This window comes from Microvirga sp. GN3 (assembly GCF_055792825.1).
In genome coordinates this window covers 1-17,527 of the sequence record NZ_JBVVAK010000153.1, presented here as the reverse complement: position 1 = coordinate 17,527, position 17,527 = coordinate 1, and the positions used below count along the sequence as shown (strand labels likewise).

Genomic DNA, 17,527 nt, shown 5'->3' with positions numbered 1-17,527 from the left:
GACGATGGATTGTTGAGCGAACGATCGCCTGGTTGACCACCAACCGGCGGCTGGCCAAGGACTACGAACGCTTGGTCGAGACCGGCGAGATGCTGCTCTATCTCGCCATGAGCCGCATTCTGCTGCGGCGCCTCACCTCAAAAAAGGGAAAGATAATCGCTCACCAGCCTCTAAAAGGCCACTTTCTAGTCTGCCTGTGCGCTTTCTAGCGAAAACTGCCGCGACTTGACCTCGAGCCTCTTCTTAACGAGTCCAGTTACTGTCTCCACCTCTTTGTGGAAGAGCTTGAGTCGCGCCTCCTTCCGCAAGAGCTTTGCCGTGAATAAGTTGATCTCGCTCTCGAATTGTTGCTAAATCGCCTGCAGGAATTCTGTCTGGCTTTGCACAACTTGACGCCTTTTCAAATAGCAGTTGTTCGTCCGCCACTAACTTGGCGATGGTCGGATCCTTTTCTCGCAGCGCCAGCTCTAGCAGAAACTATACAGCGGGATGACTATCGAGTTCTGCCTGCAATCACGCTTGGCGCGCAAGCAGTCCGTCAACTTTCGTTTGATTCCCTTCAAGCTTGAGCGTCCGGCCATAATCTCGTGCTCAATGCGCAACAACCGTTGATCGCTGGGCCGATCGATTCTACTCGCCAGGCTAACGCTTTGCAGAACAGTTAGTCCCGGCTGAAACGGGTATGCTCCCGGCCTCTCACCCCTTCCCAGAATGTAGAATGGACAAACCTGAACAACTTCGACCGAGGTATCCGGCGAGGCCTTAAGGCCAGTCCTCCCCTGTAGTGCCTTCGAGATGGCGAGGGTAACTTCCGCAGTCGTAAGACCGCGGGCCTCCAGCTCCAACGAGCGGCAGGAACAGAGCTCCATCAGGACGAATAGTGAATTCACCTGTCATCACCTGCCACTCACGAATTTCACCGAGAGATGACTGCCACTCAATGCCCTGGATCCTCACATTGTCCAGGACCTCGAGCCGGTAGGCAGCATGTGCTGGAAATGCAAACGGCAGACTTCCCAAAGCGGCAATGGCGAGCCTCTTAGCAAATATGTGTAGCATTTAAGGCGAACAACGATTTGCAGCATGAGGCGGCCCTTGTATCTCTAAGGCTACAGTGCGATGGGTCCCACGCAAGTTAGTCTGCGGATAACGAGAGCTCCAAACTATGGGGCCGTTCGCTTGTAGTGTCTTCACCCTACGGTAGGCGCTTGCGGTGAGAAATTCCTCGATAGAACAATGGGCCTTCACCATTTGGCGGATCTCCAACATCGAAGGAGTATCCGCCTATCGCCATGTGATCCAGCATGGCTGGCTTGACGAAGCTAGCACTCTCGGTGGACTCTGCGTTATAGCCTTCGTGGGACGGATCTAACAGATGGAAACTCTTGGCACACTCTCTCAACGGGCGGATAGATAATGCAGCACACACGTCCTAGGCAACCTGTTGCTCTAATCACCGGAACCACCGGACAGGACGGCGCATACTTGGCCGAGTTGCTTCTGGCCAAGGGCTACATGGTTCATGGTCTCAAGCGGCGCTCATCCTCGTTTAATACCGGGCGCATCGATCACCTCTACCAAGACCCTCACGACTATGACGTTCGCTTTCAACTCCATTATGGGGATATGACTGATGCAACAAACCTCATCCGCGTCATAGCCGAGGTGCAGCCGACCGAAATTTACAATCTCGCCGCGCAGAGTCACGTGCAGGTGAGTTTCGATACACCTGAGTACACAGCCAACACAGATGCGGTTGGTACCCTACGCATACTTGAGGCGATCCGCATTCTGGGAATGGATAGGGCAACGCGCTTCTATCAAGCGTCAACGTCGGAACTTTATGGCAAGGTGCACGAGACACCGCAGAGCGAAACAACGCCGTTCTATCCACGCTCGCCCTACGCAGCTGCTAAGCTGTATGCTTACTGGATTACGGTGAACTATCGCGAAGCCTATGGAATGCATGCATCTAATGGTATTCTGTTCAATCATGAAAGCCCAATTCGGGGAGAGACTTTCGTCACCCGCAAGATCTCCCGCGCAGTTGCAGCGATCGAACTTGGACTTCAAGATAAGATTTATATTGGTAATCTCGACTCTAAACGCGATTGGGGTCATGCTCGAGAGTATGTCGAGGGCATGTGGCGAATCCTGCAGCAAGACGATCCAGACGATTATGTACTCGCTACCGGCGAGACCCACACTGTCCGCGAGTTCGTCGAGCGTGCCTTTGCGTTCGTGGGGCGCACTATTGCCTGGAGAGGAAAAGGTATCGACGAGGTTGGTTTTGATATTGGATCTGGCACTGTCCTGATTGAGGTAGACCCGCGTTACTTCCGTCCGGCTGAGGTCGATTTGCTGCTCGGCAATTCAGCTAAGGCTAGGGCCAAACTTGGCTGGACTCACACCACGACTTTCACTCAGTTGGTTGAAGAGATGGTGCAGGCGGATCTTAATCTCGTCCGGCAGCAGCAAACGCCAGATGGTCACGCCTGGAAATCTGTCAGACATCTGCATGCTGCCGAGTAGTCTCACCGCATGCATGAATAAGCCAGCCTAGAGGCGCATTCAGATGTACAACTTGGTCGGTAAAAGGATTTTGGTCACGGGACACCGCGGAATGGTGGGTTCGGCCATTGTGAGGAGACTAGTAGAAGAAGAGCTGACGGTCATTACGGTTGACCGTGCTATGCTCGATCTGCGTGATCAGGCAGCGGTATACGCATTTATGGTCCGTGAACGGCCTGAGGTAGTGCTTATAGCATCGGCGAGGGTCGGCGGAATTCACGCGAACAACACGCAACCGGCCGAATTTCTTTACGACAACCTAATGATCGCCACGAATCTGATTAATGCGGCGCATCGCACTGACGTGGAGAAGCTGTTGTTCCTGGGGTCGTCATGCATCTATCCACGTCTGGCGCAGCAGCCTATTAGCGAGAATGCACTGGCAACTGGAGCGCTTGAGCCTACAAATGAGTGGTATGCAATCGCCAAGATAGCTGGCATCAAACTGTGCCAAGCCTATCGCAAGCAGTTTGGGGCCGACTTCATTTCGTGCCAGCCCACAAACCTCTACGGACCAAATGACAACTTTGACCTGAGCAAGTCGCACGTGCTGCCGGCACTGCTGCGTAAGGCACATGAAGCGAAGGTGGCCGGAGCTCTAACCATGAGCGTGTGGGGTACGGGCACACCACGACGTGAATTCCTGCATGTCGATGACCTAGCCGATGCTTGTGTGTACCTCCTGCGTCATTATAGTGGTTACGCGCCCCTTAACGTCGGTTGGGGTGAGGATATAGCGATTTCTGAGTTGGCGCAGATGGTGGCTGACACCGTTGGCTTCACAGGCAGGCTCGTGTTTGACACCACCAAGCCTGATGGCATCCCCCGCAAGCTTCTTGACACTACTTGGCTTAGCACGCTCGGGTGGCGTCCCCGCATTCCGCTGCGTGAGGGTCTCGCAAGCTACTATGCTTGGTTCCTTGCGAATACCAAGAATGTCCGAGGACTAATACCAAGTCCTTGAAGGGCTGACTCGTTCGTGATTTCCAGGATTGAGGTGCGTGTGATCCAACTTGGTGAGCTAAGGAGGTTCGCCATGCCGATCCCGCTCCGCTCTGACTTCGATGCTTCTCAGCTTCGTGCGTTGGCCAAGAAGACGAAGGATGGCCCGCAGGCCCGCCGCCTGCTCGCGTTGGCGACCATCTATGAGGGCGCCTCACGCACGGAGGCGGCGCGGATCGGCGGGGTGACGCGGCAGATCGTGCGCGACTGGGTGCTCAAGTTCAACGCTCACGGGCCTGAAGGCCTGATCGACCGCAAGCCGCCGGGTCAGCCCTCAAGGCTCACACAGGAGCACCGGGCTGCGCTCACGGCCATCATCGAGAGCGGTCTCATTCCGGCCGTGCATGGGGTGGTGCGTTGGCGGCTCGTTGATGTCATCCAGTGGCTCTGGGACGAGCATCGGGTCCCGATCTCCAAGCAGACCTTGGGTCGGGAAGTGCACGCGCTGGGCGACCGCAAGCTCTCGGCCCCCCGCTCCATCATGCCAAGAGCGATGCCGCTGTGGCCGCTTTTAAAACGATTTCCCCGCGCGTCTGGAGGCGATCGCGACTAACGAGGTAGATGGCAAGCCGCTAGAAATCTGGTTTGCCGATGAGGCCCGGATTGATCAAAAGAACAAGATCACCCGGCGCTGGGCCAAACGCGGCACGCGTCCCTCGGCACCGCGGGATCTGCGAACCGCCTCCACTTACATCTTCGGGGCGATTTGCCCGGCGCACGGCAAGGCCGCCGGCCTGGTGCTGCCCCGCTGCACGACCGAGGCCATGAACGAACACCTGAAGGAGATCGCGCAGGCCGTGGCGCCTGGGGCTCATGCGGCGCTGCTGTTGGATCAGGCGGGCTGGCACGTCTCGAGAAAGCTGAAGGTGCCGCCCAACATCACCCTGGTGCCGCTGCCCGCGAAAGCGCCCGAATTGAACCCGGTCGAGAACATTTGGCAATTTATGAGGGAGAATTGGATCTCCAACCGGGTGTTCACGTCCTACACCGACATTCTCGATCATGGCTGCGACGCCTGGACCAAGCTCGTCGACCAACCTTGGACCATCATGTCCATCGGCTAGCGTGACTGGGCTCATGCGTTCTGATCAAGGGGACTTGGTATAAGCGGCTTCGCAGAGCTGATCCGATTGAAATAGATGAGCGCACATCCGTGTGGCGTGAGGGTCGAATGGATATCCTCATGCACTCATAACGGATGGTAAGACGAGGAAAGCAGTTGAGTTACTCCAGCCTACGCTCCACAGCCCAATGGTGCTGCCCTAATCTCTCACTGCAGTGTAATCCGAGGCGTGATGGAGCGCAGCTAGCGGGCACTTCCTGCGGCAACGGCGACATCGTAGGTTTTGTCGGAATGCCGTCTGTCCGACCGGCCCCTGAGGCGCCCACGCCCGCGGGTACGGGCAACACTGCATCGAGTGTGACGAGAGCATGAGGCTGTCGTGGCGGTTGGCCCCGCTCAGGCCGAAGCCGAGCGGTGTGCCTGCTCGGTCGACCACACCATGGTGCTTCGTTCCCAGTTGGCCGCGATCCGTCGGGTTTAGGCCGGACGCTCGCTGCAAGAAGTACAATATTGTCCTAAAAAAACAAAGTTTGCGGAATATCTACATATATTAAAGACTTCGCTCCTCAGATCCTCCCAAATTCTCCTCAGATCCTCCCAAATTATAATACTTTTGGGCACTTGAGTGGCAGAAATAATTAATAAAAGTTAAATATTAGGCGACAACCTGTTCATGCAGCATATATCCCGCAACATGTGAAAGCTTAGTCTATAATACACCTTAAGAAGGCGCCGCTTGCTCGAAAGACGTACGGCAGAGTTTAGCAGGAGTGGTCCATGGATCATGCTAGTTCATGTGATACTGTAATGATAAGCAGTTGACAAAGAAATAAATTACTTGAGGGCCGAGTTCGTATAAATCTCATCTACGGCTAAATATGCTCGAGAAAGCAATAGATGCGATTGTGACAAGTACGAATTGCCGTCAGTCAAAAAGTTGTTTTGTACTAATTTGTGCCGAGTATGACTGTATAGCGTTCGAAGCGTCTAGTCTAGTTCTACAACCCGTTGAGAATACATCCGTTAAGTGGTTTACGGATATGGTATTATAGTTTTTGTGCCTAATAAGCAGTGTAATTGCTTGTTATCTCAAGGTGCGGTCGCCAAGCCTTGCAAGAAAGGCTTGATTAGGAGGCAATAATGCTAAGTAATCATTGGGAAATGTCCAAAGCTCCCAACGAGTCTGCTCTCAGCCGAAGGGATCAAGCAGGATCCTTTGCAGATACCAGGCCGCAAATCGTAGTCATTGATCAGCGACCGCTCTCCCGGTACTGCCTATCGCGGGCGATGGAGACGACGTTTGTAGATAGCGTTGTAGTAGTCGTTGCTACAGTGCAGGATTACTTGGAGCAGAAAGATGACCTCCCCCGAGGAAGCGCAGTTCTCCTCTCAGTCCATGGGAACAGACACGGAAATGAGGAACTTGCAGAGAACATAAGCCTCCTGACAGGAACTGCGGGAACACCCCCAATCATATTAGTCGCAGACCATGAGGACCCTAAGTACATTTTGGAGGTTTTTGGGTACGGCGTCCGTGGATACATTCCAACAACTAGTACGTTCGAGGTTGCGGTCGAGGCTATCAGACTGGTCAGGGCGGGCGGCGCTTATGTGCCAGCGGGCAGTCTCATGAGCTTTCATCATGACAATGAAAGTTCAATTCTCACGGCGCTTAACGAGAAGGCGGATGGCTTCACAGCCCGACAGACCGCAGTACTGAAAGCACTTCGAGAAGGCAAGGCCAATAAGATCATCGCGTATGAGTTAAATATGCGCGAGAGTACCGTGAAAGTGCATGTCCGTAACATCATGCGAAAGCTGAATGCCCGCAACCGCACGGAAGTTACGTTCAAAACTATGGAGCTCTTTTCATCGAACAAGACATTGTCTGGAGCATCTGATATCAATCGGCGCTGACCTCATGTATTGGCCCGGTCGCGCAGGCCGATGGAGATAATGGTACAGAGCTGATCAGTCAGCTTGTTCCACGGGCGCCGTTCTCTTATTCCGAGGTTTTTGGTCAAGCCCTTTGAGCGGCCCTTTCCGTCAGTTTGGCTGATATCACCTGTCGGGTCATGGTTCTCTCCGCGGTCGGCAGACGCGGCCGCACGATGGGGTTAGAAGCCTCAGCCTCGCGAAGTTGCATACGCGCTCAATCAGGACTGTCGGAATTTCCGTGTAAGGGCCGGGTTCATCATCCCAGCCTGAAGCGGCCTTCGAAGAGAATGGCGAACTGGGCTTTCGCCATGCCCCATTCGCGGGGCGGCATTTTCCACTCTTTCTGCACCTGCCTCAAGACCAGAAACAACAGCTTGAACGCGCTCTCGTCGGTGGGAAAGTGGCCGCGCGCCCGCACCGCCCGGCGCAGTTTGGCATTCAGCGCCTCGATGGCGTTGGTGGTGTAGATGATCCGGCGCACCTCGTCGGGAAAGGCGAAGAACGGGATCACCGCCGTCCAGTTGCGCCGCCAGGCGGCCGCGATGGCCTCGTACTTGCGGCCCCAGAGTGATGTCGCAAACTCATCCAGGGCCGCTTGGCCGGCCTCGGCATCCTTGGCCCGATAGATCGCCTTCAAGGCTGCTGCCACGGCTTTGCGGTCCTTGTACGACACGAAGGCCAAGGACGAGCGGATCAGGTGCACGATGCAGGTCTGAACCTGGGCCTCGGGGAACATCGCCGTGATCGCCTCGGGAAAGCCCTTCAGGCCGTCGACGACCGCAATCAGCACGTCCTCGACGCCGCGGGCTCTGAGCTCGTTCATCACCCGCAGCCAGAACTTGGCGCCCTCACTCTGCTCGATCCATAAGCCGAGGATCTCCTTGGCGCCGTCGGGGCGCACGCCCAGAGCCAGGTAGACGGCCTTGTTGCGCACCGTGCCTTCCTCGCGCACTTTGACCCGGATCGCATCGAAGAAGACCAGCGGATAGAGGACCTCCAAGGGGCGGTTCTGCCACTCCGAGATCTCCTCCAGCACCGCATCGGTGACGGCACTGACCAGATCCGGCGAGACCTCGATGCCGTACAGCTCGCGCAGATGGCCTTGGATCTCCCGCACGCTCATGCCGCGGGCGTACATGGACACGATCTTCTCGTCGAAGCCGGGAAAGCGGCGCTGGTACTTGGCAATCAGCTGCGGATCGAAGGTGGCCAGGCGATCGCGCGGGATCTCCAGGTTGATCTTGCCGGGGTCGGTGAGCACGCTCTTGCGGCCATAGCCGTTGCGGCTGTTGCCGCTCTCGCTGTCCTGATCGAGATGGTGGTCCATCTCGGCATTCAGGGCCCGCTCGGCGAGCGCCTTCTTCAGCTCGTCGAGCAGGCCATCCTTGGCGAAGGCTGATTAGGCATCAGCACCGGCCAGCAGCTGATCGAGCAGGTGGTCGGGAATCCGGGGTTCCTTGCGGCGTGCCATCCGATGTCTCCTTCCAGATCATCGTAAGGCCCCACACGAAATTCCCGATAGTCCCGGCCTCAGTAACCAAATCCTACGCTGCTTCAAGTGCTTAAGCTACACTCGCCAGCCCTTATGAACCTTCCCATGCATAAGAATGGCTAGAGCGGTTTTAAGCTGCTGATTTACGAGCGAGTACCATCAGGGTCCAGCCCAATCCCATTACCTCCTTCAGATTCTCAATACGGTCACCAAAGAGCGCTTTGATAGGCAAATTGAGCTTTTGGGAGTTGATCCACCGCATAATCCCACGGTTTGCCAACGGGGTCACAGAGAACAGCTCAAGTATTTCAAATTCAGGCATAAGGAGAGAACGAAGCTCGCTCTCATTGACCCACCGCCGAAGCTGCCCAGGCGTGGGAGGCGGGATGTTGTTGAACTTCTCAAGAACACGGCGGTTTTGGGTTGCCATCATGAGATGCCCTCCAGGCCGGAGGTGACTGGCGAGTTTTCGTATGAATGCTGACTGGTCTGCCATGTGCGAGAGAACCTCAAGGGCTATAACCACATCAAAGCTTCCAAGCCTAAGGTCCATGAAGTCGCCTGCGATGAAGGTAACCTCCGGTGTGCGCTCTCGGGCACGATCAAGAACTTCATTCGACAGATCGGTCCCGGTCACGTCGCCGAAGGACAGCAATTCTGGGCAGAACCAACCTGCTCCGCAGCCAACCTCAAGGATGTCGTGTTTTTTTCGGCCAAGTGCCTCTAGCCAGCCCCGGACCACTTTTGCCTGTCTCAACGAGACTTCATCGAGTTTTTGCTCTCGCGTATTTGCATTCCAGTCGTTCCAAAAGTTCTGCTGGAGACGGATTGGCGGTATCTGAGCCATCGGCACTCACCCAAATAGAGAAAGTTCAGAACAGTCTTGGGTGAGATTACAGAGCTAAAACTCGAGATATGCTGCTAAGAAGTGGAAAAGGGTAAGCAATTTTGGGACCTCAAGCAGATTAACAGAGCGAGTATTAGCCAGCCAGACACAGTCACTATGGCCGCGCCTTCCACTCTGCAAGTTCTGAGCGCACCCTGTTTGACTCTGCTTCCAGCCGTCCCCAGAGCTGGAGGCCAAGCGAACCGTGGAATCCATGTTTTCCGAGGGTGTCGGCATCCTGCCTTACGGCATCTTCGATCCGCTCTTAGCCGCCATACCTCACCTCCTGCGCGTTAACGTCGCGCAGTAGACGTTCATTGAGTGCGGCGTAACTTCGGTCCGACATACTTCCATCTCGTCAGGCCCGTGAAGCTCGCCAGTCAGCGTGCCGTCGTTGTCAACCATGTGAAGCCGCCGTCCATCTGACCGAACCCTGCCGATCAGTGGATCGGAGGCTCGCGCACTCGCCAAGGTCCCAGCGAAACCACGCCCTTCCTGCAGCTCGATCGTGATCATGAACGGGAGGGTTAGAAACCTCGGTTTGGCAGCCGGGTCTATGTGCTCGGCGACCTCGGAGCGGTGCACGATCTCGGCCGTGCCGCTCCAGCTCCCTTTGAGGTCAGGGACATCGGTCTGTGCGGATGCGGCTGTTACCGGAGCGAGCAAGGCAGCGATGATCCCTGTGCCGATCCGTCTTGCGAGCATGTCTTTCCTCCTGTGGCTCATGTAAGTGTTACAGCACAATGAGTGCTATCTATCCTGAAGGCGTTTGCTCGGGTCGCCAAGCCACCCCAGTGGCTAGCACAACAACGGCGGATTCAAGCGGTCGTCGCAACACGGTCCATGTTAGCCGAGATTTCCCAGATGGATGGCCGATCATCCCACCGCACAAGGCAAGATAGCTTGAGTCACGGACCCTGGGAAGCACGGCCCTGGGCTCACCGGCGCCCAAACCGCCGGATCGGTGGTCCGTATCAACTATTTGCATCGAGCAATTATCTTTCGTCTTTGTGGGTGAGGCGTCGGAGCAGAATGCGGCTCATGGCGAGATAGAGCAGCATCTCGCCGGTCTCGACCAAGCGTTCGTAGTCCTTGGCCAGCCGCCGGTTGGTGGTCAACCAGGCGATCGTTCGCTCAACAATCCATCGTCGCGCAAGCACCTGGAAGCCACTTGGGCGCGTCGGCGGCTCCGCATCTACCCGCGTCCAGACGCCGCCGGACCACCAGTGTTGTGGGATAGACAGCCTCCAGCCCAGTGCCTTCTGAAGCCAGCCCCGCAAACCGCGATAAGCCGTGTCGGCCCACATCAGCTCGATGGCCGGAAACAGATGCTGTAGGCCCGATAACAGGATTTCGGCTCCGGCGCGATCGTAGAGGTCCGCTGGCTGCACCTTGTTCTTCAGCAGATTGCCTTGCGTATCAACGGGCAGATGACGCTTGCGGCCCTTGACCTTCTTGGCGCCCTCATACCCACGCTAGCGAATCTCGCGGGTGAGCCGCACCGCGCTCAGGTCGGGAAAGGCCGTGATGCGCTCGCGCAGGTAATCGAGATACGGCGCCAGCTTGCCGGGGCGACCGATCCGACGTGGGCCGTAGACCGGAGGCTCGAGGCCGCGGGCGACGTACTTGCGGATGGTCTTGGGATCGCGGCCGGTGCGGCGAGCGATGGCTGAGATGGACAATCCCTGACGATGGAGGTCGAGGATCATAAGCACTTCTCCAAGCTGGATCACCGTCGCCGCTCCCATCCGCACTGACATGGACAGGATCATCGGCGACGGTGGGAGCGCCTGCACGGTTGGGACATGCCACACGCCGTGAAGGCAGGGCATCAGCTAGGGAATTTTCGAAGCCCACAATCAGGCAGTATTCACCTCCCTATGATACGGACTCCTCAAACATGAAACAGCCCGCTTCCGCCTCCGCGGCCCAGCACCCAACCGCTTCTGAATCAGGCACCTGGGTCGAGCAATAAAATTGCTCACTAGCCTCTGATAAGACCTGTGCGCGGGTGGTGAAATTATGATGTTGGTGGACTGAAAGAGATGCCCTCCACGTCGCTCCTCCCAGACCGATGGTGGTAACGCGCGATACTCCCCTTGGGGATGGTTGAGCGCGCAACGCGCCTTCGATCAGGCCAGCTCCGGCAGCAGGATGACAGCAGTTCGCTTCAGGTTGTAGGCCATCGCGGTCAGTCTCACCTGCGGGGCTGCTTTCGCTAATCCCGTCTACCGCATACTCCGCAAGCTATAGCTGCGTTTCCAGATGCCGAAGATCTTTTCGATCCGGCAGCGCACGTGCTGGACGTAATGGTTCCAGGTCCGCAGCTTCCGCAGGACGTTTCCACCCGGCCGACCCCAAACTCCTATCTCGACGACATGTGGGCGCCCGCCTTGTCAGAATCGCCGAGGCAAATGTCGTTCCGCGGTAGGCGCTGTCCGCGTAGACATCACCAGGGTTCTCCGGCAGGACCTCGCCGCCAGTCCGACCATCGTGGACGTTGCCGGGTGTGACGATCAGGCCTTCCACGAGAGCGGTGTTGGCGTCAGCTGCCACCTACGCTTTGAAGCCGTGAGTCGCCTTGCGGTCGACGAGAGCCTCCGCCAGCTTCACATCCGAGAGGCCGTACCAAACGGGCAGTAGCAGGGCCCGGAACAGGACCAGCGGTGGTTAAGCGGGTTCGCCTTTGGCAGCAGCGTAGATGTCGACCAAGTGGCGATCAACAGAGGGCAAGTCGATTAGCCCCGACAGACGGTCTACGGAGCAGTGATGAGGTGTGGGATCTGCGACAAACGCGAAGACTTCCTGTCCAATCTGACGGCGTGCCATGGGACGCTCCCCATCATGCTCAGTGGCTCCATTGAACCACTCAATTGGCAATGGGTCGAGGCCACCTGCGCACAGGTCTCATAAGTCGTTGTTCTTGATATTCCCAGTTCCGCCTCGGTTAAGGATCACTGGAGTTGAATTCTCGGGCAAAAGACCTTCCCGAGGACTCGCGACCTAGTAGCGGGCGTCCGGAGAGCCGCTTCTTCTGAATAGTCAGCGCCGTGCCATAAGTCGCCACGAAGACTTTGCGAATATGTCAGAACGCGTTCCATACAAGAGTTCTTGCAAGACTCTCATGTAGGCTTCGTGACCGGTTCAACAGAAAGACCCCGCATTGGGGAAGCAGGACTTTCGATTTCTGAGCAGCAGAAGAGCTTTCGAGCTGGCGAGTTCCTCCACTCGCAGCGCCAGTTTCCGATGGACATCCTCAACAGGATCGCACACCCGGATGAAGGGCGATGCCGCAAGACCAAGAAGCACCTTTAGGTGCGCCCAGCCACCCTCGTAGCCGACAATAGGAGCATACGGTGCCATCACAGCCTCCAAGTCATCCGGATAGAGGCACTCATACTCGAAGAAGTTCGTATAAACCTCATAGTTGCGGCCCTTGAGCTGAAATGTCTCGGTCGGGACTCCTTCGGCCAGGATCACCTGGTGGCTGGCAAGCATAAGGTTGAAGTACTCGATCACCGCCCAGTCGGTCGGAACAGCCGGTACAATCGAAGTGCCGTTGATCAGTTCCTTCACCCGGATGAGAACCCCATCGAGGAACAGCGCATGGTTGGGAGACAGGTACAGATCTGTATGCGGGATCTGCTCGGCCAAGGCACCTCGCCTCACGCGGATGGGCACCACCTCCTTCGACCAGGAGAAGCCGCTCTTCCGATAGCTGTTGCGACCAATCCACTGCACCGGCAGGGCTTGCCCCTCCACCGTTTTGACCAGGTCGCCGATCCGCAGATCCTCGATACACACCTCGCCCGTTGGGGTCAGGATGGACGTGCTGCGCAGGAAACACGCCGGTCCTCGACCTATCCCATGGCTACCGCCGGGTGGGCCCATACCCCCGCCGTCAGGCCCCCGGCCACGGCCCCTCCCAGCATTCTGAGCATTTGCCGATGATGACAGGATCGTTGCAGCCCCCGTACCGAGCGCAGCCGCTCTTGCCATCACCGCCGCCGCAAGTCCAAGAAAGTGACGCCGCGCTTTGTTAGGCCGGCTCTTGGGCCCGCTGTCTGGTTTAAACTGATTCTCTTGTGCAAATTGCGTCATGATCCCAACCTTTTGTGCAGAATCTTGTGCCCCCGCCTATGTTCTTGCCACTGGAACACAGTTCAACTATTTGATCTTTTAATTCATTTCAGAGACTGGATGATCATGAGCTAATAAGGATCAGCTGATACTTAAAACGGCGCAATTTCAGACAAGAATTATCCTTCTGTTTGAGGCGTCTCGGACCCCGCCGAATTCTTCTGGTTGAGGCGTCTCGGATCCCGCCGAACAGCTTGGGTGTGAATGCCTGATAGAAGTGGCATCTATCCCGTCATACCCAGAATTCGAATGGCTTCCAAAACGCGAAGTGTTCCAAGTGCGTCGGCATTTTCCGTATATTCCGGTGTCTCGGATCTGACCCGCAAATGACTTTGAGCAGCAGGATTGCAGATCTCGTTTGGTTTCGTTTCCTGGATAGTGCGGATCAGATTGGTTGCATCGGTTATATCGCCGTAGCGCAATAGAAGACGCGCATCCGGCTCATATGGGCCTTGGTATAGATGATCGATACGCCCGGTATTGAACGATGAGGAGCGTTGCTTGACGGCGTGAGCCCTGTAACCTTTTCCTTGAAGGAACTCCGGCAAATAGGCTTTGTCCTGGCCGGCAACACCAAGGATGAGCGCAATTTTTTCCGCCATGCCGTCTCTCCAAATCTCCAGGTGTTGGACAGATGACCGGGAAAGTATAGAAGCCGCGTTTCCATCACGGAGCTTGCTCAAAGAGAGTAAGAGGCACCTCTCATTGGATGATGGAGCATTTCGGCATCATCATTTCGAACGATACATCTACAATGCTTGGGGGATCTGAACTACAGATAGGGCAGCCACCTCTATGAGGCCGGGATGGAAATCTGCGTCTACGCCCTATGCGCTGCGCCTTTAAAGCTAATGGGTAAGAGCGATTCATTGGCAATTGAACTAGTTTGCCCTGAGAAGAGCTGCTGACCTCCAAATCCGCAATGCTTCTGCCGTCTTCAGCCGCCCGCGCCCGCCTCCATGGATCTGTACGAGGTAGAACTGGTAAACGAGAATGAACATTCGGCGCGCTCTTCTCCTTGCGACAGGCGAACAACATATAGGTGTCATTCTCAACTTCAGCTTAATCGCAGTCGTTTCTCGACTGCTGAGCCCCGCTGAGGTCGGCATATCTGTCGTCGGGGCAGGAATAAGCGCCATCGTCGTTTCTCTGCGTGAGTTCGCAACAGCGGATTTTCTCATTCAGCGAAAAGATCTTACACTCGAAGATATGCGCACTTCTTTCACGATCCTGCTGGGAGCAGGATTGGTCATCGCATTTGCTCTCTTCGTGGCAAGCCCATGGATTGCAGAATTTTATGAACATGCCGAGCTATCCCCGTATCTCCGAGTGGTCGCGCTCTCCCACATCTTAAGTGCTTTCTCCCTGCCAGTTGTCGCATTGCTTCGTCGTGAGATGGCCTTTGGTACCGTTGCATCAATCAACATCGCTGTTGGCGTGGTCAATGCATCCACGACGATTACCTTGGCGTGTCTTGGATTCAGTGCCATGAGTTTTCCCTATGGCATGCTCTCGGCTTCAGCGGTGATGGCCTTATGCTCGATCTTCTTGTGGCAGGACCGGCAGATGTTCCGGCTCTCTCTAGCCTCGTGGAGAGATGTGGTCGCCTTCGGTGGCTACAATGGAACGACGACACTGCTCGATCGGGCCTATGGGGCCCTTCCACAGCTGTTTCTCGGACGGGTACTGCCGTTGTCGGCAGTCGGCTTTTACAACCGTGCCAGCACGATCTGCGGCATACCGGACAGGCTAATCCTGAGTGGCGTCTTTTCCGTAGCGTTCTCAGCCTTTGCGACAGAATTCCGTGAGGGTAATAGCCCGAAGACGTCATACTTGCGGGCGATCACTTCTATTACGGTTTTTCACTGGCCGGCCCTGGTCGCTATCGCCCTGCTTGCGCACCCTATCGTCATGATCATCCTTGGGCCGCAGTGGCTTGATGCCGTTCCGCTGGTGCGGATTCTCGCTCTTTCAGGTCTCTTCTGGTTCCCAATTATGATAGCCCAGCCGCTTCTCGTAGCTGTTGGCGCCATCCACCACAATTTGATGAGCTGCCTGATCAGCCGGCCACTGGCGGCAATCATTCTCTGCCTTGCAAGCCTTTTCGGTGTCAAGGCTCTGGCCGCCTCACAGTTTATCACCCTGCCGCTTCAGGTTTTCATCACACTCTACTTCGTTCGTCTTCACGTCCCATTCGGATGGCGCGAACTGGCTGCTGCGACTTGGAGAAGCGCGGTGTCTACGACTTGCAGTGCAATCGGACCCAGCGCCGTCATCGCGCTCTCCGGGTTTCGGTTTGATCTCTCGATCGCGGCGGCCATTGCTGCTGGCTCCCTGGCTATGGTGGGTTGGCTCATCGGTCTGCGCCTGACCGATCATCCAGTTCTAGCCGAATTCCAGAGCATCATCGGCACCATTAAAAATCATCTGCGGAGGAGCCTAGCTACCTTCAATGCAAATCGCCTCGCCCCTCGTGCAGTTCGATCGAAAGTCAAGCGCCTATGAGTGCCGCTATAGAACGCGGCACTTGGGGCTCGTCTTGCAGATCAAGGCAACACGGGAAAGGCAGAGGCTTATACCGCCGCGATGCTGACGTGACTCTGCGACGGCTTTCTGGCAGGTGAAATCGTGATTCCGTCCTGGTTGGTAGGATGGAGGCGGCCATGGGGCAGGTGCTGACGATCCGAACCGATGTGCAAAGCCCCGCAGACCTGCGGGTCCAACACAGGGGACTTGGCTGGGCTCTACGATCATCCGAAGGGACACCGCAGACCGGTGCTGAGCGGGGTGAGGAAGCGGCCCTGATCGATCGCATCCTGCGTGGCCCGGATCCGGAGAAGGGCGAGCCCTCCAGTTGGACGCTGCCGGATCTGTGCCGCTTCATCGAGGAGCGGTTTGACAAGCATATGGGCCCGCAGTCGATGTCGCGGGTGGTGCGCCGGCTCGGCCTCTCCTAGCAGAAAGACGCGGCCGGTTCATCCCCGTCGTAATACCAAGGCGGTCGAAGCCGTCGAAAAAGATCGCATGGGCCAGTGACCGCCGGATTGGTGAAGTAAGGCGGTCACCTCACCCTGGAGGCCGCTCATGCTCAACTCTCCATCAGCAGACGCTTCATTCTCGCACAGCACCCACACGATCTATCTCGCCCTCGAACTCAGCCGCCGCTCCTGGCTGGTGGCGCTGCATGCCCCCGATGCCGCGAAGATCGAGCTGCATCGGCTCCCCACCGGTGACGGACAGGCGGTGCTCGACCTGCTTGCCCGCATCCGAACCCGCGTGGAACGACGCACCGGCGTGAGCCCGCACATGTCGTGCTGCTACGAGGCCGGACGCGATGGGTTCTGGCTGCACCGCCTTCTCGAGGCGCACGGCGTCAGCAGCCATGTCATGGACCCGAGTTCGTTGCAGGTCGACCGCCGTGCCCGGCGGGCCAAGACGGACCGCCTGGATGCCCAGGCTCTGCTGCGGGCGCTGATGGCCTGGTCCCGCGGCGAGCCGAAGGTCTGCTCCATGGTCCGCCCGCCGTCGCCGGACGAGGAGGATGCGCGTCGTCCGAGCCGCGAGCGGGCCACGCTGCTGCAGGAGCGCATTCGCCTGGTCAACCGGATCCAGGGACTGTGCGCCACCCAGGGGATTAACGACTATGAGCCGCTGCGGCCGGATCGTCGCCAGCGCCTGGCGCAGCTGATCACGGGGGATGGTCGGCCCCTGCCGCCTCAGCTGTCGGCGGAGATCGCCCGTCAGCTCGACTGGCTCGAACTGGTGCTGCGGCACTTGGCAGAGGTCGAAACGAGGCGCGATGCCGAAGCGGCGGCGGCGAAAGCCGCGTCCTCGTCCAAGCTCGGGGCCTTGCTGCAGGTGAGGAGCATCGGGCCCGAGCTTGCAACTGTCCTCGACAAGGAGGTGTTCTACCGATGCTTTGCCAGCCGGCGCCACGTGGCCGCCTATGTGGGGCTGACCCCCAGTCCGTTTGCGAGCGGCCGCAGGTCGCGCGAGCAGGGCATCACCAAGGCGGGTAACGCCCGCGCCCGCAAGGCACTGATCGAACTCGCCTGGCTTTGGGTACGCAACCAGCCTGACAGTGCACTCGCGGCCTGGTTCCGCAATCGTGTGGGTTCGGCCACCGGTCGGGTCAGACGCATTGCGATTGTGGCGCTCGCCCGTAAGCTGCTGATCCTGCTGTGGCGCTATGTCGAAACAGGCGCCCTGCCAGCCGATGTGGCCGTGAAGCCCTGAACCTCTTTGCGTGCTGGCGCTGGAGTGTCAGCGCGTGATGTCTGAGGGGAGTGCGACCGCCTTATCCCCCTGGCTTGCGGATACCGACGAAGCCGTCCACTTCGTCCAATCTGAAGCCGTCCAGGCATTCCGATTTCAAGCCGTCCATGGTTCCGAGGTGAAGTCGTCCACCTTGGCGCCGCTCTTCGGGTCGTTGATG

The 17,527-nt window shown here is 57.3% G+C and carries 13 protein-coding genes and 5 pseudogenes; 8 read left to right on the top strand and 10 right to left on the bottom strand.

Features of this window, described 5'->3' with window-relative positions:
• From ACS5Q1_RS38785 to ACS5Q1_RS38765, 5 genes and pseudogenes are all read left to right on the top strand, one after another.
• Positions 1–209: transposase (locus tag ACS5Q1_RS38785; RefSeq protein WP_473103233.1), on the top strand; the 209-nt coding region annotated here is incomplete at its 5' end.
• Positions 210–1,416: 1,207 nt separating this feature from the next.
• Entirely contained in the window at positions 1,417–2,532 is a 1,116-nt protein-coding gene (gmd, locus tag ACS5Q1_RS38780) for a GDP-mannose 4,6-dehydratase (protein WP_473103232.1), read from the top strand.
• A gap of 43 nt (positions 2,533–2,575) precedes the next feature.
• On the top strand, positions 2,576–3,535 hold the full coding sequence (fcl, locus tag ACS5Q1_RS38775; RefSeq protein WP_473103231.1) for a GDP-L-fucose synthase: 960 nt from the start codon (positions 2,576–2,578) through the stop codon (positions 3,533–3,535).
• 72 nt (positions 3,536–3,607) lie between these two features.
• A pseudogene (locus tag ACS5Q1_RS38770) lies at positions 3,608–4,637 on the top strand (IS630 family transposase).
• Between the two features lie 1,139 nt (positions 4,638–5,776).
• Complete coding sequence (locus ACS5Q1_RS38765; RefSeq protein ID WP_473103230.1) at positions 5,777–6,553, top strand: response regulator transcription factor; 777 nt, start codon at positions 5,777–5,779, stop codon at positions 6,551–6,553.
• A gap of 277 nt (positions 6,554–6,830) precedes the next feature.
• On the opposite strand, the pseudogene ACS5Q1_RS38760 reads toward ACS5Q1_RS38765, so the two are convergent.
• From ACS5Q1_RS38760 to ACS5Q1_RS38715, 10 genes and pseudogenes are all read right to left on the bottom strand, one after another.
• A pseudogene (locus tag ACS5Q1_RS38760) lies at positions 6,831–8,045 on the bottom strand (IS256 family transposase).
• Between the two features lie 151 nt (positions 8,046–8,196).
• Positions 8,197–8,913: a class I SAM-dependent methyltransferase gene (locus tag ACS5Q1_RS38755; protein WP_473103229.1), complete on the bottom strand. Its 717-nt coding sequence runs from the start codon at positions 8,911–8,913 to the stop codon at positions 8,197–8,199.
• 318 nt (positions 8,914–9,231) lie between these two features.
• Positions 9,232–9,657 (bottom strand): hypothetical protein, encoded by a 426-nt coding sequence (locus ACS5Q1_RS38750; RefSeq protein ID WP_473103228.1) that lies wholly within the window; start codon positions 9,655–9,657, stop codon positions 9,232–9,234.
• Positions 9,658–9,947: 290 nt separating this feature from the next.
• Positions 9,948–10,427: pseudogene (locus tag ACS5Q1_RS38745) on the bottom strand (transposase); the annotation flags it as partial.
• Positions 10,428–10,430: 3 nt separating this feature from the next.
• Positions 10,431–10,685 (bottom strand): annotated as a pseudogene (locus ACS5Q1_RS38740) (helix-turn-helix domain-containing protein); the annotation flags it as partial.
• 514 nt (positions 10,686–11,199) lie between these two features.
• Positions 11,200–11,481, bottom strand: a complete 282-nt coding sequence (locus ACS5Q1_RS38735) for a hypothetical protein (protein ID WP_473103235.1) — start codon at positions 11,479–11,481, stop codon at positions 11,200–11,202.
• A gap of 27 nt (positions 11,482–11,508) precedes the next feature.
• Positions 11,509–11,592 (bottom strand): hypothetical protein, encoded by an 84-nt coding sequence (locus ACS5Q1_RS38730; protein WP_473103234.1) that lies wholly within the window; start codon positions 11,590–11,592, stop codon positions 11,509–11,511.
• A 30-nt stretch (positions 11,593–11,622) separates the two neighbouring features.
• Complete coding sequence (locus ACS5Q1_RS38725) at positions 11,623–11,781, bottom strand: hypothetical protein (RefSeq protein WP_473103227.1); 159 nt, start codon at positions 11,779–11,781, stop codon at positions 11,623–11,625.
• 315 nt (positions 11,782–12,096) lie between these two features.
• Positions 12,097–12,843 (bottom strand): Hint domain-containing protein, encoded by a 747-nt coding sequence (locus ACS5Q1_RS38720; RefSeq protein WP_473103226.1) that lies wholly within the window; start codon positions 12,841–12,843, stop codon positions 12,097–12,099.
• 433 nt (positions 12,844–13,276) lie between these two features.
• Positions 13,277–13,694, bottom strand: a pseudogene (locus tag ACS5Q1_RS38715) (GDP-mannose 4,6-dehydratase); the annotation flags it as partial.
• A 391-nt stretch (positions 13,695–14,085) separates the two neighbouring features.
• On the opposite strand from ACS5Q1_RS38715, the gene ACS5Q1_RS38710 reads away from it, so the two are divergent.
• The 3 genes from ACS5Q1_RS38710 (at position 14,086) to ACS5Q1_RS38700 (ending at position 17,328) form a co-directional block, all read left to right on the top strand.
• The gene (locus ACS5Q1_RS38710) at positions 14,086–15,597 is read left to right on the top strand and encodes an oligosaccharide flippase family protein (protein WP_473103225.1); all 1,512 of its coding nucleotides are present in this window, start codon (positions 14,086–14,088) and stop codon (positions 15,595–15,597) included.
• Positions 15,598–15,755: 158 nt separating this feature from the next.
• Positions 15,756–16,049 (top strand): helix-turn-helix domain-containing protein, encoded by a 294-nt coding sequence (locus ACS5Q1_RS38705; RefSeq protein WP_473103224.1) that lies wholly within the window; start codon positions 15,756–15,758, stop codon positions 16,047–16,049.
• A 127-nt stretch (positions 16,050–16,176) separates the two neighbouring features.
• Positions 16,177–17,328, top strand: a complete 1,152-nt coding sequence (locus tag ACS5Q1_RS38700) for an IS110 family RNA-guided transposase (RefSeq protein WP_473103223.1) — start codon at positions 16,177–16,179, stop codon at positions 17,326–17,328.
• Positions 17,329–17,527 lie beyond the last annotated feature (199 nt).